Genomic DNA, 18879 nt, shown 5'->3' with positions numbered 1-18879 from the left:
GAATGCCTTGAAATACCCATATCGATTTCGATATGGCGTGCTTGCGCCGCCGGCATTGGGCAAGCGGCGCGGCCTTGGCTACAGTCCGCCTCGGACCGGGCGTTTCGACCCGGCCGCCCCGCTACGGAGACACCCATGGCCCCCCACTCTTTCCGCCGCCTGCCGGCCCTGGCCCGCTGGGCCGGCAGCGCCGTGCTGGCGCTGGCCGCCGCCCTGCCGCTGGCCGCCCGCGCCGCCGACTTCCCCAGCCGCCCCATCACGCTGGTGGTGCCGTTTCCCGCCGGGGGCACGCCCGACATCCTGGCCCGCCTCATGGGCGACAGCATCGCCAGGCGACTGGGGCAGCCCCTGATCGTGGAAAACCGCGCCGGCGCCGGCGGCAACATCGGCGCGCAGGCCGTGGCCCGCGCCGCGCCCGACGGCCAGACGCTGCTGATGTGCGCCTTCGGCTGCACCGTGGCGCCGTCGCTGTACCAGCCGGCACCCTACGACATCGTCAAGGACTTCGCGCCCGTCGCCATGATCGGCACCGTGCCCAGCGTGCTGGTGGTCAACCCCAAGGTGCCGGCCGACACGCTGCCGGCGTTGCTGGCCTACGCCCGCGCCAACCCCGGCAAGCTGAACTCGGCCTCGTCCGGCATCGGCGGGTCGGCCCACCTGGCCACCGAACTGCTCAAGCTGCGCGCCGGCATCGACCTGGCCCACATCCCCTACAAGGGCGCTGGCCAGGTCGCAGCCGACCTGCTGGGCGGACAGGTGGACATGTACTTCGACAACCTGCCCGCGTCGCTGGCCAACATCCGCGCCGGCAAGCTGCGCGCCCTGGCCGTGGCCAGCGCCACGCGCGCGCCGGCCATCCCCGACGTGCCGACCTTTGCCGAAGCCGGCGTGCCCGATTTCCTGATCACGCCCTGGTTCGGCGTGATGGCCCCGGCGGGCACGCCCGTGCAGGTGCTGGACACGCTGCACGATGCCTTCGACCAGGCGCTGAAGTCGCCCGAGGTGGCCGCCAAGATGCGTGAACTGGGCGTGGAAACGGCCCCGGGCACGCGCGCGGACCTTGCCCGCTTCGTCGCCGCCGAAACCGTGAAATGGCAAGGCGTCATCCAGGCCAATCACATCAAGGCGGAATGATGGCGCAAGTCGCGGCCGCCGCGCCGGCCCTCTCCCCCATCCGCCTGCGCGACATGGGCGCCTTCCACATCGGCGGCCGTGACGTCACGCTGGCCGGCCTGCCGCGGCGCGAGCTGGTCATGGCCGAAGGCGGCCAACCCGTACCGCTGGACCCCAACGGCACCTACCGGGTCGAGCAGATGTACGCCCAGTACTTCCTGGCCGAGCCGGCCAGCGGCCGCCCGCCCGTGGCCTTCTGGCACGGCGGCGGCATGACCGGCGCCGCCTGGGAAACCACGCCCGATGGCCGCCAGGGCTGGCTGCATTATTTCCTGCGGCGCGGCTGGGACGCCTACCTGTGCGACGCCGTCGAACGCGGCCGCGCCGGCGCCGCGCCGCACGTCTGGCCGGAAGCGCCCGTGGTGCAGGCGCAGGAAGACTGCTACACCCGCTTTCGCATCGGCCGCCCGGGCACCCGGCCCGGCCCCGGCAGCGCCTACCCCGACACGCAATTTCCGCTGGAATCGTTCGGCCAGCTGGCCGCGCAGATGGTGCCGCGCTGGGTCCACACCGACGCGGCCATCCTGCGCGCCTACCTGGCCTTCCTGGACCGCATCGGCCCGGCCGTGGTGGTGTGCCATTCGCAGGCTGGCGTGTTCGGCATCCGCGCCGCGCATGCCCGCCCGGCCGGCGTGCGGGCGCTGGTGGCGCTGGAACCGGCCAGCATTCCCGACCTGGAACCCGACGCCATCTACGACACGCCCACCCTCATCGTGATGGGCGACCACATGGACACCGACCCGCGCTGGCCGCGCATGCGCCAGCGGGCCCAGGCATTCGCCGCCCGCCACCCCAGCGTCACGCTGCTGACGCTGCCGGAGCTGGCCATCCACGGCAATTCGCACATGCTGATGATGGACCGCAACAGCCTCGATATCGCCGAGCGGGTGCACGACTGGCTGATCGGGCAGACGGCGTAATCCCGGCGCATTGAACGCAGTACCGCGCGGCAGGCCGGGGGATGCCTGGCCGGCCGCCGCGGCGACGTCGGCCGGGACTGCCTTGCGCGGCGCTTCCTGCCACTGCCAATTCGTGGCAGCATTGCAGCCATCCCGCCTCAAGCCCCGCCTTCCCCCCATGTCCCGCGCCGAACGCCTTCTGGATCTGCTGCAAACCCTGCGCTGCCACCGCCTGCCCGTCAGCGGCCATCGCTTGGCGGCCGACCTGGGCATCAGCCTGCGCACGCTGTACCGCGACATCGCCACGCTACAGGCCCAGGGCGCCGAGATCGAGGGTGAACCTGGCGTGGGCTACGTGCTGCGCCCCGGCTTCATGCTGCCGCCGCTGATGTTCAGCACCGAGGAAATCGAGGCCCTGGTGCTGGGCACCCGCTGGGTGGCCGACCGCTCGGACCCGCGCCTGGGGCAGGCGGCCGCCAACGCGCTGGCCAAGATCAGTGCGGTGCTGCCGCAGGAACTGCGCGACGAACTGGACGCCATTCCGCTGCTGGTCGGGCCCAGCACCTGGGCCGTGGTCGACAAGGTCGACCTGGCGCTCATCCGCCAGGCGATCCGCGGCGAACAGAAGATTGCCATCACCTACCGCGACGACAAGGGGGCCGATTCCGAACGCGTGATCTGGCCCTTCGCGCTGGGCTTTTTCGACAGCGTGCGCATCGTCATGGCCTGGTGCGAACTGCGCCAGGACTATCGCCATTTCCGCACCGACCGCATCGCCACGCTGGCATCCGGGGAACGCTACCCGCGCCGCCGCCACGCCTTGCTCAAGGAATGGCGCGCCATCAATGCCGTCAAACGCGACGGCTGCTGAGCCGGTGCGACATCGCCCAAAACACTACTGACAAAATCTGACAGCATGCCTTTCTAAGATGAGCGCTCATTCACCCAGGAGCGCATCATGTCCGCCAAGAATTTCGTCATTTTCTACGTCGACAAGCCCTCGGCCAGCGCCGCGTTCTACAGTGCGCTGCTGAACCGCCCGCCCGTCGAAAGCTCGCCCACCTTTGCCCTGTTTGCCCTGGATTCCGGCCTGATGCTGGGCCTGTGGTCGCGCCACACCGTGGAACCGGCCGCAGCCGGACGCGGCGGCTGCACCGAACTGGCCTTCACCGTGCCCGACGCCGACGCCCTGAACCAACGCCACATCGACTGGAGCCTGCGCGGCCTGCCCATCCTGCAAGCGCCCACCGACATGGACTTCGGCCGCACCTTCGTCGCGCTGGACCCCGACGGCCACCGCCTGCGGGTGTTCGCGCCGGCCCCCGAACCCGCTGCGGCCGAGGCCGAACTCATCACGATCCCAGCATTCCCAGGAGCCTGAACCACAGGTAATCCAGCGGCACCAGCAGCACGAACGACACCAGCGCCGTCGCCAGGCAGAGCGCCAGGCCGCTGCGCGCCGGTACCTGGCCCATGCCCATCGCCACCACGATGGGCGAGGCCTGGTATGGCATGACGATCGTGGCATAGCCCACCACCTGCGCCATCAACACCGTCATCAACGGCAAGCCCGACGCCTGCGCCAGCGTCTCGGCCAGCGGCGTGTACAGGGCCGGCACGCCGTTGGCCGTCACCACGAAATTCAACGCGGCCGACAAGCCGACCAACGAAAAGAAACTCTGCATCGGCGCCTCGGGCGACAGCGGCAGCCACGCCAGCAACGCCCGCCCGATGATGCCGCCCAGGCCGCTGTCGGCCACCATTGCGGCCAGGCCCAGGATGCCCGCCACGTAGATGGCGGTGCGAAAATTCACTTCCTTGCCGAACTGCTCGCCGCTGACGAATCCCACCTTGGGCAAGAGGCACACGCAGGCGGACGCCAGGCCCACCCAGGCCGGCGACACGCCATGCCAGCCGTCCGTCACCCAGCCCAGCAGGGTCAGCCCCAACAGCACAGCCAGGCGTTTTTCGGCCGCAGACAGCGGCAGCGGCGCGGGTGCCGGCGCGGCCGGCTGCGGCGTATCGCGGAACAACCCCGCAATACAGGCCACCAGCACCGCGCCTTTCAGCACGCCGAGCACCGGCGCGTGCAACCACAGATAGGGCAAATACCCCAGTTGCAGGCCATAGCTGGTCTCGATGCTGCCCGCCATCACCAGGTTCGGCACGTTGGCCGGCAGGATCGAGGTCGACAGCTGAAACGTGCCGAAGCCCACCGCCAGCGCCAGCCCGATGCGGCCCCGGCTGCCCGGCGCCAGGCCGATCTGGTCAGCAAAGGCCAACACAATCGGCATCAGCAAGGCGATGCGGCCCATGTTCGACGGCATGATGAAGGCCAGCAGGTACGTCAGCAGCACCACGCCCGCCACCACCACCGGATACGACCCCGACAGGCGCTGCGACAAGGCGCCGGCCAGGCGGTCGGCCAGGCCCGTGTTCTTCAGCGCCAGGCCCAGCACGTAGCCGCTCAGCACCAGCCAGAACGCCGCCGACGCAAACCCCGAGAACACCACCTCGCGCGGCACCACCGCCAGAATCGTCGCGGCGCTGAAGAACAGCAGCGCGGTCAGGTATTCCGGCAGGCGCGAAAAGGCCCACAGCGCGATCGTGATGGCCGTGAGCAGCGCGGGTAGAATCGGAAAATTGGAGGCGACAAGATGCATGGGCAACCTACGGCGGTAACACGGATCGGCGCAGTGTACGGACCCTGTCCGCCGCTGGAAATGCGCGATTCGCAGAGGCTGCCTCAACGTGCCGCGTAGGCTCGCCGCACAGACCCCGACCATGCGTTTCGACCTGACCGACCTGGCGCTGTTCCTGCACGTGGTGCAGGCCGGCAGCATCACCCACGGCGCCGCCCGCGCCAACCTGGCGCTGGCCGCCGCCAGCGCCCGCATCCGCAATCTCGAAGCCTCGCTTGGCGCACCGCTGCTCGAACGGCGCCGCCAGGGCGTCGTTCCCACCCCGGCCGGCCTGAAGCTGGCCGCGCACGCCCGCGTCATGCTGGCCCAGGCCGACCGCCTGCGCGACGACCTGGCCGGCTTTTCCGGCGAATTCGGCGGCTCGGTGCGCATGCTGTCCAACACCAACGCCCTGACCGCGTTTCTACCCGAGGCGCTTTCCGGCTTCCTGGCGGCGCATCCGCGCATCAACGTCGAACTGCAGGAAATGCTCAGCGACGAAATCGTCGAATGCATCGCCGACGGCTCGGCCGACATCGGCATCGTCGCCGGCACGGTCGATACCGGCGCGCTGGAAACCTATGCCTATCGCTCCGACCGCTTCGTGCTGATCGTGCCGGCCGCCCACGCGTTGGCCGGCGTGGACGAAATCGCGTTTCGCGACGTGCTGGACGAAGACTTCATCGGGCTGGACCGCAGCAGCGCTCTGCAGCGCTTCCTGGCGCGCCAGGCGCTGGTGGCCGGCAAGCCCATCAAGCTGCGGGTGCAGTTGCGCAGCTTCGACGCCATGTGCCGGCTGGTCGAAGCCGGCGTCGGCGTGGGCATCGTGCCCGAGACCACCGCGCACAGCATGCGGCGGCTGCTCAAGGTGGTGCCGGTAGCGCTGTCCGATGCCTGGGCCTCGCGCGAACTGCTGGTGTGCGTGCAATCGCGCCAGGCGCTCAATGCGCGCGCCCGGCGCTTGCTGGATCACCTGCTGGCGGACACCGGCGCAGCGCCCTTCATGCCGGCGCCGGATGCCGAGCCCTCATGAATACAGATCGGTCATGAATTGCGTGGCCTTCACGCCGGTGCCGGTCAGCAGCACCACGGTGCGCTCTGCCTGGCTGATCGCACCGCGCGCGGCCAGCAGGTCCAGCGCGGCCGCAGCCGTGGCGCTGGTGGGTTCGGCATACAGCCCCATAGCCGCCAGCTTGCGCACCGCGCCGATGATGTCGGCTTCCGGCACCGCCACGGTCTGGCCGCCACTCGCGCGAATGGCCTGCAACACCTCGCGCAGGCGCACCGGCCGCTTGATGGACGTGCCTTCGGCCACCGTGGGCAACACCTCGCGCGCCACCGGCGTATCCACCCCCGCCTGAAAGCTGGCGTCCACCGGCGAACAATGCAGCGGCTGCGTCACGAACAGGCGCGGCAGGCGGCGGATCTGGCCGGCCGCCAGCAGCTCGGCAAAGCCGATGGCGCAGCCCAGCACATTGCTGCCCGCTCCGGCCGGGATCACGATGTTGTCCGGCGCCTCGAAGCCGAAGTCTTCCCACATTTCGTAGGCGATCGACTTGGTGCCCTGCAGGAAGAACGGCTGCCAGTTGTGGCTGGCGTAGAAAATCTCGGCGGACGCGCGGATCGCCTCGGTCTCGGCATTCTCACGCGGGCCTTCCACCAGCCGCACGTCGGCGCCAAAGGCGCGAATCTGCGCGACCTTGGCGCTGGACGTATAGGCCGGCGCGAAGATCGTGACGCCCATCTGCGCGGCCGCGCCGAAGGCGGCAATGGCCGCGCCGCCATTGCCCGAGCTGTCTTCGGCGATGGCCTGCACGCCAATCTGGCGCAGCCACGACAACATCACGGCGGCCCCCCGGTCCTTGAAGCTGCACGTGGGGTTGAACCATTCCAGCTTGAAGTGCGGGCGCAGGCCGCCCCAGGCGCGCTCGACCATCGGCGTGCAACCTTCACCCAGGGACACCGGCTGCGCCACGTCGCGCGGCAAGGCGGCGCGGTAGCGCCACAGCGACCGCTGGCTGCGGTCGATATCGTCGCGCGAGATGCCGGGCAGCGGCGAGATCATGAGCGGTGTGCGGGCATCGGAACACCAGCGCGCTTCGTCCAGCGCGTGGCGCGCGCCGGTGACGGGGTCGAAATAATGGGGGTCGAAAGAATGGGGATCGGACATGGCAATCACTGCAAGACGGAATGGCGATGCACGCAGTCTAAGTCCGCAGACCGACGCCACGTTGCAATATCATGTTGCGATAAACGCAATGGAGAATCGCCATGGAACGAGGCGCGCTATGGGAATACCAGGTGTTCTGCACCGTCGCCGAACGCCAGAGCTTCGTGCTGGCGGCGCGCGCGCTGGGCGCGTCGCCCAGCGCCGTGACCCGCGCGGTGCAGGCGCTGGAACGCCAGGTGGGCGTGCAGCTGCTGTTGCGCAGCAAGAGCAGCGTGGTGCTGACACCGCAGGGCGAAAGCTACTTCCAGTCGGCCCGCGACCTGCTGGGGCGGGAAGCGCAAGCGCGCGAGGCGCTGCGCGACACGCAATTGGGCGCGCAGGGCCGGCTGCGATTCTCGGCGCCGGACCTGCTGGGCGTGACCCTGCTGCCGGCCGTGTTGCGCCGCTATGCCGCCGACTACCCCGGCGTCACCGTGGACATCACCTATACCGATAAATCGGTCGACCCCATCGCCGAAGGACTGGACTTCGCCATTCGCGGCGGCTTTCCGGCGTCCAGCGACCTGCTGGGCGCGCGGCTCTGGCCCTACGCGCGGCTGCTGTGCGCCAGCCCCGATTACGTCGCCCGCATGGGCTTGCCGCGCGAACCGGAAGAACTGGTCCGCCACCGGCTCATCATGCACACCGGTCCCCGCGTGCTGAAGGACTGGCACCTGCGCCGCGACAAGCGCATCGTGCGCATGCATGCCAACCCTGCGGTGCGCGTCAGCACCGGCAGCGGCCTGATGGCGCTGGCGCTGCAAGGCGTGGGCATCGCGCGGCTGGCGGACTGGGCCGCCGCCCCCGAGATCGCCCGCGGCACCCTGGTGCAGGTCTGCCCGGGGTACACCGCCACGTCGGCGCAAGGCGCGTCGCCGCAGATGCATGCCGTGTACGCGTCGCGCACCCTGCCGGCGCGGGCCCGCGCCATGCTGGCCGCCATCCGCGAGTGCGCCGAAGACCTCCAGGCCCCGAAGCAGCAAGGCCGGTCGATGCCGCCAGGAAACCCCGGGCAGCGCCGACCGGCCTGAACACTACGAAGCCATGTCAGGGGCGCTGTTCACGCGCCTTCAGCACCAGCGCTTGCGCAGACTTCCTGAACAGCAGGTGATACAGCGCCGCCAGCGCCAGCAGGAACGGCACGCCGAACACCAACGTCATCTTGAACACCCCCGTGAAATAGGTGGTCAGCAGAATCGCCAGCATCGCGCCCGCCCCCAACAGCGTCAACAGCGGAAAGCCCGGCATCCGGAACGACAGCGCCGCACCGCCTTCGCGCGCCCAGCGGCGGCGAAAGAAATAGTGCGTGACGAAAATCATCATCCAGGTGAACAGCGCGCCGAACATCGAAATCGCCATCATCAGCGTGAACGAACTTTCGGGGTACAGCACGTTCAGCACGGTGGCAATCGCGATGCCGCTGGTGGACAGCAGCAAAGCGTTCAACGGCGTGCCGCTGCGCGTCAGCTTGCCCATCGCCGCGGGCGCATGGCCGGCCCGCGACAGGCTGAACATCATGCGGGTGGTGATGTACAGCTGGCTGTTCATGGCCGACAACGCCGCCACCAGCACGATGAAGTTGATGACGCCCGCCGCGTACGGCACGTTCACCGCCTGCATCACCGTCACGAACGGGCTGCCGCCCTTGCCGGCCTGGTCCCATGGCACGATGGCCAGGATCAGTGCCAGCGTCAGCAGGTAGAAGATCACCAGGCGCACGATGGTGGCGCGAAAGGCCTTTTTCACCGCACGCTCGGGGTCTTCGGCTTCACCCGCCGCCACCGCGATCATCTCCACGCTCAGGTAGCTGAAAATGGAAATGACCACCGCGATCCACATGCCCCACACGCCATTGGGAAAGAAGCCGCCGTGCGCGGTGTACTGCGCCGTGCCGAACTGCGGATTGCCCCAGACCACATAGGCGCCCAGGATGATGAACGCCACGATGGCGCTGATCTTGATGGTGGAGAACCAGTATTCGATGGTGCCGAAGGCCTTCACGCTCATGGCGTTGATGAAGATCAGCGCCGCCGAGAACAGGCACACCCACTGCCACCCCGGCACGCCGGGGAACCAGTACTTCATGTACTCGGCCACCGCCGTGACTTCCGTGCCCACTGCCAGCACCACGCACGACCAGTACGCATAGCGCACCAGAAAGCCCGCCAGCGGCCCAATGTAGTGCTCGGCGTAGGCGCCGAACGAGCCCGACGTGGAATGCGCCACCGTCATCTCGGCCAGGCAGCCCATCAGCAGCAGCGTGATCAGCCCGCCGATGGCGTAGCTGATGATCACGCTGGGGCCGGCAAAGCCGATCGCGAACTTGCTGCCCAGGAACAGGCCCGTACCGATGGCCCCCCCGATCGCGATCATGCTCATCTGGCCCGATGTCAGGCGCCGCTTGAGCCCCTGTTCCCGTTCGGTGATTTTCCCGAACCCTTGTTGTTGTCCCATGTCTCCTCCGGTACTGCACTCTCTTGATGGATGCGGTGATTGCCGGTCTTGCGCGCCGCGTATCAGGTCACGGCGGAACGCTGCTTGAATTCGGGCTTGTCCCAGGCGCGGCTGTCCAGCACGTCTTTAAGGATCTCGACCGCGTCCCACACGTCGGCGTAGCCGAAGTACAGCGGCGTCAGGCCAAAGCGCAGCACTTCGGGTTCGCGGTAGTCGCCGATCAGGCCGCGCGCGATCAACGCCTGCATGACCTCGTAGCCGTTGGGATGGCGCAGGCTGACGTGGCTGCCGCGATCGGCATGGTTGCGCGGCGTCACCAGCGTCAGGGGATGGCCGGCGCAGCGTTCCTCGACCAGCGCGATGAACAGGTCGCCCAGCGCCAGCGATTTCTTGCGCACCTCGGCCATGTCGGCCTCGCGCGCCACGTCCAGGCCGCATTCGACCATGGCCAGCGACACGATGGGCTGCGTGCCGCACAGGTAGCGGCGGATGCCGCCCGCGGGCTCGTAGGCCACCGTCATGTCGAAGGGCCGCTGGTGCCCCCACCAGCCGGACAGCGGCTGCCAAAAGTCCTGGATGTGGCGCGGCGCCACCCAGATGAAGGCCGGCGCGCCGGGGCCGCCGTTCAAGTACTTATAGGTGCAGCCCACGGCGTAGTCGGCGCCCGAGCCGTTCAGGTCCACCGGCACCGCGCCAGCCGCGTGAGCCAGGTCCCAGATGACCAGCGCGCCGCGCTCGTGGGCGGTGCGCGTGACGGCGGCCATGTCGTGCATCTGGCCGCTGCGGTAGTTCACGTGCGACAGCAGCACCACCGCCACGGAATCGTCCAGCGCCTGGTCCAGCGGCAGTTCGTCGTCGATCAGGCGCATTTCGTAGCCCTGCTGCAGCAGGTCGATCATGCCCTGGATCATGTACAGGTCGGTCGGAAAGTTGTCGCGTTCCGACAGGATCACGCGGCGCTTGGGCTGCTGCTTCTGCTGGATGCGCAGGCTGGCGGCCAGGGCCTTGAAGATGTTCAGCGAGGTGGTGTCGGTGATCACCAGTTCGCCTTCGCGGGCGCCCAGCAGACCGGCCAGCTTGTCGCCCAGGCGCGACGGCAGTTCGAACCAGCCGGCGGTGTTCCAGCTGCGGATCAGGCCCGTGCCCCATTCCTGGGTGATCACGTCGGCGGCGCGGGCGGCGGCGGCGCGGGGCATCACGCCCAGCGAATTGCCATCCATATAGAGCACGCCGGGCGGCAGGTCGAAACGCGCCTTGAGCGGCGCAAGGGGGTCCTGGCGGTCTGCGGCAACGCAGGCTTCGCGGGTATGCATTCAAAGCTCCTTCGGGCATTATGCTGCGAACATACTAGCAGCGCCGACGAGCCGAAGAGTTGCAAAATCAGGCGTGGCTTACCCTAGGATTTCGCATTAAATTGCGTCCTGGACCTTTTTTTCGAATTGGATTGCACCGTGCAACTAGACGCCATCGACCAGCGCATTCTGTACCGCCTGCAAGAGAACAGCCAGCTCAGCAACCAGGACCTGGCCGAGCAGGTGGCCCTGTCGCCGTCGGCCTGCCTGCGGCGGGTGCGCGCCCTGGAAGAAGGCGGCTTCGTCCGCGGCTACCGCGCCGTGCTCGACGCCGACAAACTGGGTTTCGAACTGGAAGCCATCGTCCACGTATCGCTGGACCAGTCCCGCCCCGGCTGGCACGAGCAATTCCTGGCGGGCATCGCCCTGTATGACGAAATCACCGAAGCCAGCATCGTCACCGGCGCGTCAAACTACATCCTGACGGTGCGCACCCGCAACCTGGCGGCGTTCTCGCAGTTCGTCGAGGAAAAGCTCAGCAAGATCGCCGGCGTGCGCGACCTGTGTTCGCATCTGGTCATGCGCAAGGTGAAGAACCGCGGCGGCATGCTGCCGCTCGGGGGATGGCGGTAGTTGGGGCCAGGTTGCATCAGACTACGTTTTCAAAGCGACCTCTTCAGGCCAAAGACGTAGTGCGACATCTTGTCTTTTAATTTAAATATCAAATTCCCACGAGAAGTACCTACATAGCGCCCTCATACTATCGGCTCCACTATCTCGAGTGGATTGACTTATTATTTCCTCTACTTTATTCCTGATGACATCAAAACAGAATTTCTCAACAATTAACAGATGCCGTGGTGCAATTATTTGCCGAATGGATACCTGATGCGCCAACCAAACCGGGGTGCAAACGCCCACTTGAAAAAAATTCCCTCCGTCCTCATCCGAATATCCTATTGACAGATCCAGCCACAAACAAAAGCTATTTGGATTTTCTGGAATAAAAACGTCCAGGCTTTCGTTACCGAACCCAACGTGCTTTAGGATTAGTTTTTTCATTTTACAATCAAATGCCCATTTGATAAGAATGCACCAGTTCTGGGATCCCGGAGCTGAAAATTCGCCTGAATCCCTGTTGGATTGTATTCAATAGGAGTGTTTGGCTTGGCCGTCGGCGGTCGATATACCCTAGCCCCATCAGCGCTTATATATCCACCCGGAATACCCTTCAATGGTTGAGCACCATCACCGACCCATATTTTTCCTAGACGCTCCGCTTCCACATACGTCCCTTCGCCCACAGAGAAATTCGGATTGCTGCTCCCACTACCCCTCACTGCAGCGGCCAGCCTTGGATCCTGAGCGGCAATAACCACAAGCGACGAAGACATCGTGTTGGCCACGAACTGGTCCGCCTTGCTCGTGTAATCGGGCGTCCCATTCCGAAACCGCACTAACGCGTCTTTCAGCTTAAATCGATCAAAAGCCTCCGCACCTGGAGTCGCATCCAGCAAATCCATGCCCGCGATCAACGGGTCACTCAACCGCGCCGTCGCGGAGGCATAGCCTTGCAAGTAGGCTTCACGCTCAAGGGCTCTGTTCTTGACACATGTCACATCACCTTGGCATGCAGGCAGGTCTTGCTCATCAATGACCTTGATCCACCCCAAGAAGTGCTCTGCCGCAGTCTGGCAAGACCGGTCACCAATGCACTCTGCCAACCCCTTGACCTTTTCAGCAAATAATGGGGTGCTGACCTTTGTGTAATCTTTTAAGGTGTTGTTCTCTACTTCTATCCGCCCAGCGGAGACAAGACTCGCAACCTGCTCAGACGACAATGCACTCGATATACCAGCCAATATCGTGCTCAAAAGGTTCGCGCGAGCCTCCCTGTCCTCGGGCGTCAAGCCTCCAGAGGCTTCGCCTTGAAGCTTGTCCAGCAAGCCACTGATCACGATGCTCGCGGATGCGCCAATTGCTCCAGCACTGCAACTTGCTCCTTGCCCCGCAGCGCCGCCACAAGCCAATACAGCCTGGAGTGCGATATGCGCCGGCGAACCTTCGCCGCCCAGGCTGGCGGAGATCTCCTTGATCTGTGCTGCGCCGAGACTTTGCAAATAGTTGACGCCCGCGGCTTGGACAAGCTGCCCCACTCCTCCCGTTACGTTGCCGCCCGCTGCCGCCACAAATGCGGTCAAAAGCTGACGGTACTCGCCCCCCATTCCCCAATTGCGGACCTGGGCATACTGCCCTTCAAGTTCGGTGCGATAAGGCCCGGGAGGCGCCGCATCAATGGCACGCTTCAGCGCATCCGCCTCCGCCGCCCGATTCGCCAGAAACGTCCCCGTCTCCTGCGCCAAGGTCTTGGCCACCTCAAACCCCGCCCGGACCTCCTTCTCATCAAAGATCCGATCCAGCGCGTTCAACGTGTCCTTGGTATCCCGGTTCAACGCCGCAATCGCTTCCGCCGCGGTCTGGCCCGTCAGCGCCTTTTGGCCCGCCTCGTCCCGAATGACGAGGGTGCCGCCGCTGATGGCGCTCTTCGTAGTGGAGCTGGCCTCGCCACTCGCCCCCATCGCAATCGGCACATTGGCGCTCACGCCGTCGAAACTGGGCAGCGTGGAACCCGGCGTGGCTTTGCTGCCGCCGGCGACGTTGCCTTGGTTGTCGGTGCCGATGGCGCTTTGACTACCGCCGCTGCCGCCGCCTTTCACACCATCTTTGCCACCGGCCTTTCCGCCAGCGGCGCCACCACCGAAGTTGAAGCCTCCGCCAAGCTGCATGGACTGCCCGTCATAACTGGCGCGGTTCTCGATGTCCTGGCTGGTCAGGGTCCCGGTGATCAGCACGTTCTTGCCGTCAAATGCACAGGCTGACCTGCACGCCGCCGCTGCGGTCGCGCGCCGCATAGTTGCTGATATCTTGCAGGCTTTCGATGATGAGGTTGCCGCCGACGGTGGCGACGATTTGCGCCGCGCTGGCCTGCGCGCCGCGCAGCACGGTATCGCCACCCGAACTGAGGGTGAGCGTGTCACCCGCCACCACATGGGTGTTGTTCCAGGTGCTGTCCTGGCCGCTCCCCTTGCTGGAGCTGCCGCCAGCCCCGACGTTGATGGCAAAGCCATTCTGGCTGCCACCCAGCGCTAAGCCCACGCCAATGCTGGCGTTGCTGCTCTTGCCGTCGCTCTTCTGGCTGGACTTGTTTTGCTGCGCGGTGAGCAGGATGTCGCCCTGCGCGTTCAGCAGCACATTGCGACCCGCAGTCAGGTTCGAGCCCGACACCGTGATGTTGGACTGGGCGCCGTTGCCCGTAGCGATAATGGCCAGGTCCCGACCCGCCGAGATAGCTGAGCCGCTGGCGGTGCTGCTTTGTCCGCTGCGGGTCTGGCTGGAACTGCTAGCGCCCACGTCGACGTTGACGCCTCCGTCCGCGCGGGGTTCTTGAATCCTCAGTGTCGGACTAAAAACCTCAATTCAGACAACCGTTTCCAGAGGCGCTCGCCGAAAACGTAGTCTGACACCGGGGTTCGTTATTTTTTATTTCGCCATTTTATTTCTTTACTATATACCAAACAATTTCCTCTCAACGTGCTCGGTCAATTCACCTAAGTCATCATAAGCTATTGGCCCAAATAACGGATAATTTTTCGAAAAATAATCATATATTTCTACGGAACTATCATTTAGCTTTCTATCCATCAAAATTACTTCCTCCGGAGTAATAGACCAATTTACTCCGGGCATCGCAATCCTTTTATAAGATTCCATAGACCACCGCAGCTTCCCCTTATAGCTAGATAATGCGTCTTTCAATGCACCCACTGCGGAAATATTTTCATTGACGAATCTGAAAGATACATAGGGCGGAAAAATTGAATGATCCTGAACTTCAGCATGATCACGCACCCATACTTGCGGATATCTCTGCTTATAGGTCCGCCAGGCCAAAGGCTCCAGCTTATCAATGATGTTTAGCAAAGCACCTTCTCTGTCTTCGATTATTTTTAAATTCATTCCAGCCCCTTTAGCTTTGAAGAAATGTACACACCATCAGGGTTAATTCCTTTAATGTGCATTTCCCAATCCCCCTTCGGAATGGGAGAACTAGACAACCTTGGATCATAAACGTATCTACCATCAGTATAAATTTGGTGATACGTATAATTCTTTTGGAAAATACTATTTTCGTAAACGTTTAGATTGCCGGGATTTTTGGGGCGCACTTCCAGAATTATCCCTTTACCGCCTGCGCTCTCTAGCAATTTTGCAGCTATGTCAGAGCAATCAACCTGTCCACACCTATTGATCATTTCCCGAAGTAGAGGGCTATTCATCGCATCAACCACCGTTGCCTCAGGCGGAAAGCTCGGATTGATAGGACGGAACGGCCTGTCCATCCCCGGTGGGATGAATTCAGCAGGGGGAGGAATAACCGTCGGTCGCGCGGGAGAAGCAAAAACCGTCTCATATTTTCCTGTAATAGGATTCTGCCTCGCTATGACCGTATTGCCCTCGGCCAGCAGCACCTCCCCGTTGCGGACCGTCCAAGATGCGCCATCCGTATAGGCCATCTTGGCGACCGTCATTTCCAATGATCCACCCGCTGCACGCGTAGCACTCAGGCGAATTATGTCAATCGCCGAATTTCGAATTACGCCCAGGATGCCGCTCGTAGCGATGTCGAAAACCATCAGCGCCGCATCAACCTTGGGCGTCAATTCGCTTTGCGTCTTGTACTGAGCCAGCAGGCCGTCGAGTTCTTTAATTGACTTCGTCAGCTGGAACGCGCAAGCAGGCACCTGCCCACATGCCGATCCACTGCCAAGCATCGACTCCAACTGGTCCCGCGTTTCCTGCAACTCGCCGGGACCGAAGATACTCTTCATCTGATCCAACGCTGCCTGCGTACCCGCGGCGTGCGCGGCTTTGATCTGCTGCATCAAATCGTCTTGCTGCTTCGAATCCAACTTGTCGATCTGCGACAGCCGGCCGATGAGATCCTGATCGTGCGCCAGATTCAGCGTGTTGTTGTCCAGCTCAGCAATCGCCGCATTCGTGATCGTCGCGATGCCATCTGCACCTGCAACTGCCGCTGCGCCGGCAATGAGCGACGCGACAAGATTGCGACGTGCCTCTTTCTCGGCGTTGGTATTCCCACTAGTCCTATCCAGCAATGCGTTCACGAGGATCGCAGCGGCGCCGCCCGTCGCTCCCGCGCCACAACTCTGGCCGCTCGCGGCTGCGCCTGCGCAACCCACGATCGCCTGCAATGCGGCATGTTCGGGTGAGCCATTTCGCACGAGGCCTTCGCTCACCCACTTACCGACCTGCGCAGCGCCTTGCTGTTGCAGATAGTTGACCAAAGCGTTTTGCGCGATGCCTGTAGCAGCGCCGGTCACATTGCTGCCGAGTCCAGCCAAAACGGCGTTGGCAAATTGGCGATAGGTCCCACCGGGTAGCCATTCTTTTGCAGCCTTAAACTGCCGTTCCAGGTCTGCGTATCTAGCCGGATCGTTCTCGGTGCGCATCGCTTCCTTCAGCGCATCCGCCTCCGCCGCCCGATTCGCCAAGAACGTCCCAGTTTCCTGCGCCAAGGCCTTCGTCACCTCAAACCCCGCCCGGATCTCCTTCTCGTCAAAGATCCGATCCAGCGCGTTCAACGTGTCCTTGGTATCCCGGTTCAACGCCGCAATCGCTTCCGCGGCGGTCTGGCCCGTCAGCGCCTTTTGGCCCGCCTCGTCCCGAATGACGATGGTGCCGCCGCTGATAGCGCTCTTCGTAGTGGAGCTGGCCTCGCCACTCGCCCCCATCGCAATCGGCACATTGGCGCTCACGCCGTCGAAACTGGGCAGCGTGGAACCCGGCGTGGCTTTGCTGCCGCCGGCGACGTTGCCTTGGTTGTCGGTGCCGATGGCGCTATTGCCACTGCCGGCACCGCCGCCCTTGGCGCCATCTTTGCCGCCGTCCTTGCCGCCCGAACCCCCGCCACCGAAGTTGAAGCCCCCGCCCAGTTGTAAGGACTGACCCTCGTAACTAGCGCGGTTCTCGATGTCTCGACTAGTCAGGGTGCCGGTGATCAGCACGTTCTTGCCGTCAGTCACAGCCTTGTCACTGCTGGCAATCACACCGCCAATCAACCCCGTGTTCTTGCCTACGTTCAACTGGAAGCCGCCATCGCCGGCCCACATACCCGTTTGCTCGGTCACGCTGGCGTATTGGCTGTTGATCTTGGTCTGGCCATAGTTGCCGCTGACGCTGCTTGCCCCGTAGCAAAGCGGTGGAATGCACAGGCTGACCTGCACGCCGCCGCTGCGGTCGCGCGCCGCATAGTTGCTGATGTCTTGCAGGCTTTCGATGATGAGATTGCCGCCGACGGTGGCAACGATTTGCGCCGCGCTGGCCTGCGCGCCGCGCAGCACGGTATCGCCACCCGAACTGAGGGTGAGCTTGTCCCCCGCCACCACATGGGTGTTGTTCCAGGTGCTGTCCTGGCCGTTGCTCTTGCTGGTGCTGCCGCCAGCGCCGACGTTGATGGCAAAGCCATTCTGACTGCCGCCCACCGCAAAGCCCACGCCGATGCTGGCATTGCTGCTCTTGCCCTCGCGCTTCTGGCTGGAGGTGTTTTGCTGCGCGGTGAGCAGGATGTCGCCCTCTGCGTTCAGCAGCACATTGCGACCCGCAGTCAGGTTCGAGCCCGACACCGTGATGTTGGACTGAGCGCCGTTCCCCGTGGCGATGATGGCCAGGTCCCGGCCTGCCGAGACGGCCGAACCGATGGCGGTGCTGCGCTGTCCGCTGCGGGTCTGGCTGGCGCTGCTGGCGCCCACGTCGACGTTGACGCTGATGCCTCCCATCTGCGCGGGATTCGTCGCCACCGAGTCGTAGAGGTTCTTGGCAGCCAGGCCAGCGGCGACCGCCGCGACCGCCTGGATTCTGCCGTTGTTGGTGTCCTGTGCCGCATGGCGCATGCGGTCGATGGTCTCCACCGCCTTGATGACCGGGCTGTTGACGCTGGTCGTGACCGCGATCTGGCTGCGCTTCTGGAAATCCCGGAAGGCCGACGTGTCGAAGCTGCCGTCGATGGTGACCGCCTGACCGCCCAACAGCACATCGCGGCCGGCACGGATGTCGCTGCCGCGAATCAGCAGGTCTTCCTTGGCGATGATGGACACGTCGCCCTGGCGGCTGACGATGGTGCTGCCTGCGCCGCTGGTCGTCTTGCTGCTCTCCGTCAAACCGCCGCGGGTCTTGCGTATACCCACCGCGTCGCCGCCGACTTCACCGCTCAGGTCACCGATACTTTTGCTGCTGTGACTGCTGGTGTGATCGCGGGTAGCCGTGCCGGTGTCGATGGAAATCGACCCCTGGCTGGCGGACAGCCCCACGTTCTTGACGGCGTCGATGGCCGATCCGGCGATACGGATATCGCCATCGCGGCTATTCATATAGACCGTGTTGCCGGTGATCAGCGATGCCGTCTGCCAGCTGCCCGAGGCCAGGTCGCGCGAATTTGCGATCTGGCTGCCGTAGGGGAACGTCTTGACACCGCTCGCGTTCGGACCGCCGTCGATGGCACGGCCCATATCACCCAGGCTGATGCTGCCAAACGAGAAGCTGGTGCTCTTGCTGTCGTTCTTGCTGGATTGGCGGTATTGGTTCTGCGCGCCGACAACGGCGATGTCGCGCTTGGCATCCAGCACCACGCCGCCCTGGGCGCGCAGGTTGGAGCCGACCAGGGCAATGTCGCCATCCATCGCGCGGCCGGAAGCATCCTTGGCACCGCTGCCGGTGGCGCGGATCAGGATGTCGCCCGCGGCGCTCAGGTCCGAGCCGCTGCTGACCTGGCTGTAGGTATCTTGCGAGCCGCTACGCTTGCTGCTGCTGAAGTTAAGGGTTACGCCAGGCGTGGTGGCCCCGCTGTGGGCCAATTCCTGGACCTTGGCTTTTGCCGAACCGGCGTTGGACAGGTTCTTAAAAGTGTCCACGGGCGTACCCACGATCTTCACGCCAAAGCTGCTTTGCTTGTTGGCGTAGTCGCTGTGCGTCCTTTCCGTATCGCGTCCGGCCAGAATGGCGACGTTCTCGGCTTGGATGTCGATGTTGCCTGTCCTGCCGGTCACGTCGCCCGCCGCCTTGCCGGCAACGACGTCGCTGCCCACGATGCGAGC

General features: G+C 64.4%; 16 protein-coding genes. 7 read left to right on the top strand and 9 right to left on the bottom strand.

Annotation, left to right across the window (positions count from 1 at the left end; translation table 11 throughout):
• The first annotated feature begins 135 nt into the window (after positions 1-135).
• The 4 genes from AC3WMR_RS16065 to AC3WMR_RS16050 all read left to right on the top strand — a co-directional run bounded on the left by AC3WMR_RS16065 (position 136) and on the right by AC3WMR_RS16050 (position 3453).
• Positions 136-1134 (top strand): tripartite tricarboxylate transporter substrate binding protein, encoded by a 999-nt coding sequence (locus tag AC3WMR_RS16065; protein WP_492264210.1) that lies wholly within the window; start codon positions 136-138, stop codon positions 1132-1134.
• Positions 1134-2093: an alpha/beta hydrolase gene (locus AC3WMR_RS16060; protein ID WP_492281577.1), complete on the top strand. Its 960-nt coding sequence runs from the start codon at positions 1134-1136 to the stop codon at positions 2091-2093. The genes AC3WMR_RS16065 and AC3WMR_RS16060 overlap by 1 nt, the downstream gene beginning before the upstream one ends.
• A gap of 157 nt (positions 2094-2250) precedes the next feature.
• A complete protein-coding gene (locus AC3WMR_RS16055) occupies positions 2251-2943 on the top strand; it encodes a helix-turn-helix transcriptional regulator (protein WP_492264212.1) in 693 nt (230 codons plus the stop codon).
• An 87-nt stretch (positions 2944-3030) separates the two neighbouring features.
• On the top strand, positions 3031-3453 hold the full coding sequence (locus AC3WMR_RS16050) for a VOC family protein (protein WP_025139316.1): 423 nt from the start codon (positions 3031-3033) through the stop codon (positions 3451-3453).
• On the opposite strand, the gene AC3WMR_RS16045 is transcribed toward AC3WMR_RS16050, so the two are convergent.
• Positions 3425-4735, bottom strand: coding sequence for an SLC13 family permease (locus AC3WMR_RS16045; RefSeq protein WP_492264213.1), 1311 nt, complete (start codon positions 4733-4735; stop codon positions 3425-3427). The genes AC3WMR_RS16050 and AC3WMR_RS16045 overlap by 29 nt on opposite strands.
• A gap of 121 nt (positions 4736-4856) precedes the next feature.
• Between AC3WMR_RS16045 and AC3WMR_RS16040 the strand changes: the two genes are divergently transcribed.
• Entirely contained in the window at positions 4857-5786 is a 930-nt protein-coding gene (locus AC3WMR_RS16040) for a LysR family transcriptional regulator (RefSeq protein WP_492264214.1), read from the top strand.
• Here AC3WMR_RS16040 and AC3WMR_RS16035 read toward each other — a convergent pair.
• Positions 5781-6923 carry a threonine synthase gene (locus AC3WMR_RS16035; RefSeq protein WP_492264215.1) on the bottom strand — a complete coding sequence of 381 codons (1143 nt, stop codon included), beginning with the start codon at positions 6921-6923 and terminating at the stop codon, positions 5781-5783. The two genes, AC3WMR_RS16040 and AC3WMR_RS16035, sit on opposite strands and share 6 nt — an antisense overlap.
• Before the next feature lie 101 nt (positions 6924-7024).
• On the opposite strand from AC3WMR_RS16035, the gene AC3WMR_RS16030 reads away from it, so the two are divergent.
• Positions 7025-7993 (top strand): LysR family transcriptional regulator, encoded by a 969-nt coding sequence (locus AC3WMR_RS16030; protein ID WP_492264216.1) that lies wholly within the window; start codon positions 7025-7027, stop codon positions 7991-7993.
• Between the two features lie 16 nt (positions 7994-8009).
• On the opposite strand, the gene AC3WMR_RS16025 is transcribed toward AC3WMR_RS16030, so the two are convergent.
• Positions 8010-9416, bottom strand: a complete 1407-nt coding sequence (locus AC3WMR_RS16025) for an amino acid permease (RefSeq protein ID WP_175191140.1) — start codon at positions 9414-9416, stop codon at positions 8010-8012.
• Between the two features lie 62 nt (positions 9417-9478).
• Entirely contained in the window at positions 9479-10729 is a 1251-nt protein-coding gene (kynU, locus tag AC3WMR_RS16020) for a kynureninase (protein ID WP_492264217.1), read from the bottom strand.
• A gap of 138 nt (positions 10730-10867) precedes the next feature.
• Between kynU and AC3WMR_RS16015 the strand changes: the two genes are divergently transcribed.
• On the top strand, positions 10868-11341 hold the full coding sequence (locus AC3WMR_RS16015) for an Lrp/AsnC family transcriptional regulator (protein WP_492264218.1): 474 nt from the start codon (positions 10868-10870) through the stop codon (positions 11339-11341).
• A gap of 81 nt (positions 11342-11422) precedes the next feature.
• On the opposite strand, the gene AC3WMR_RS16010 is transcribed toward AC3WMR_RS16015, so the two are convergent.
• The 5 genes from AC3WMR_RS16010 to AC3WMR_RS15990 all read right to left on the bottom strand — a co-directional run bounded on the left by AC3WMR_RS16010 (position 11423) and on the right by AC3WMR_RS15990 (position 18870).
• On the bottom strand, positions 11423-11770 hold the full coding sequence (locus tag AC3WMR_RS16010) for an Imm8 family immunity protein (RefSeq protein ID WP_492264219.1): 348 nt from the start codon (positions 11768-11770) through the stop codon (positions 11423-11425).
• Positions 11767-13620 (bottom strand): hypothetical protein, encoded by a 1854-nt coding sequence (locus AC3WMR_RS16005; RefSeq protein ID WP_492264220.1) that lies wholly within the window; start codon positions 13618-13620, stop codon positions 11767-11769. Before AC3WMR_RS16005 ends, AC3WMR_RS16010 begins: the two co-directional genes overlap by 4 nt.
• The gene (locus AC3WMR_RS16000) at positions 13571-14119 is read right to left on the bottom strand and encodes a hemagglutinin repeat-containing protein (RefSeq protein WP_492264221.1); all 549 of its coding nucleotides are present in this window, start codon (positions 14117-14119) and stop codon (positions 13571-13573) included. The genes AC3WMR_RS16005 and AC3WMR_RS16000 overlap by 50 nt, the downstream gene beginning before the upstream one ends.
• Positions 14120-14272: 153 nt before the next feature.
• Positions 14273-14725, bottom strand: a complete 453-nt coding sequence (locus AC3WMR_RS15995) for a hypothetical protein (protein ID WP_492264222.1) — start codon at positions 14723-14725, stop codon at positions 14273-14275.
• Entirely contained in the window at positions 14722-18870 is a 4149-nt protein-coding gene (locus tag AC3WMR_RS15990; RefSeq protein ID WP_492264223.1) for a hemagglutinin repeat-containing protein, read from the bottom strand. Before AC3WMR_RS15990 ends, AC3WMR_RS15995 begins: the two co-directional genes overlap by 4 nt.
• Positions 18871-18879: the final 9 nt, after the last annotated feature.

Source organism: Achromobacter sp. FW305-C-28, from assembly GCF_058783235.1.
This window is presented reverse-complemented; position numbering and strand designations above follow the sequence as displayed.

Excerpts from the sequence above, each read along its gene's own strand:
- AC3WMR_RS16065 (WP_492264210.1), top strand. The coding sequence starts at position 136 with ATGGCCCCCCACTCTTTCCGCCGCCTGCCGGCCCTGGCCCGCTGGGCC.
- AC3WMR_RS16060 (WP_492281577.1), top strand. The coding sequence starts at position 1,134 with ATGGCGCAAGTCGCGGCCGCCGCGCCGGCCCTCTCCCCCATCCGCCTG.
- AC3WMR_RS16055 (WP_492264212.1), top strand. The coding sequence starts at position 2,251 with ATGTCCCGCGCCGAACGCCTTCTGGATCTGCTGCAAACCCTGCGCTGC.
- AC3WMR_RS16050 (WP_025139316.1), top strand. The coding sequence starts at position 3,031 with ATGTCCGCCAAGAATTTCGTCATTTTCTACGTCGACAAGCCCTCGGCC.
- AC3WMR_RS16045 (WP_492264213.1), bottom strand. The coding sequence starts at position 4,735 with ATGCATCTTGTCGCCTCCAATTTTCCGATTCTACCCGCGCTGCTCACG.
- AC3WMR_RS16040 (WP_492264214.1), top strand. The coding sequence starts at position 4,857 with ATGCGTTTCGACCTGACCGACCTGGCGCTGTTCCTGCACGTGGTGCAG.
- AC3WMR_RS16035 (WP_492264215.1), bottom strand. The coding sequence starts at position 6,923 with ATGTCCGATCCCCATTCTTTCGACCCCCATTATTTCGACCCCGTCACC.
- AC3WMR_RS16030 (WP_492264216.1), top strand. The coding sequence starts at position 7,025 with ATGGAACGAGGCGCGCTATGGGAATACCAGGTGTTCTGCACCGTCGCC.
- AC3WMR_RS16025 (WP_175191140.1), bottom strand. The coding sequence starts at position 9,416 with ATGGGACAACAACAAGGGTTCGGGAAAATCACCGAACGGGAACAGGGG.
- kynU (WP_492264217.1), bottom strand. The coding sequence starts at position 10,729 with ATGCATACCCGCGAAGCCTGCGTTGCCGCAGACCGCCAGGACCCCCTT.
- AC3WMR_RS16010 (WP_492264219.1), bottom strand. The coding sequence starts at position 11,770 with ATGAAAAAACTAATCCTAAAGCACGTTGGGTTCGGTAACGAAAGCCTG.
- AC3WMR_RS16005 (WP_492264220.1), bottom strand. The coding sequence starts at position 13,620 with ATGCGGCGCGCGACCGCAGCGGCGGCGTGCAGGTCAGCCTGTGCATTT.
- AC3WMR_RS15995 (WP_492264222.1), bottom strand. The coding sequence starts at position 14,725 with ATGAATTTAAAAATAATCGAAGACAGAGAAGGTGCTTTGCTAAACATC.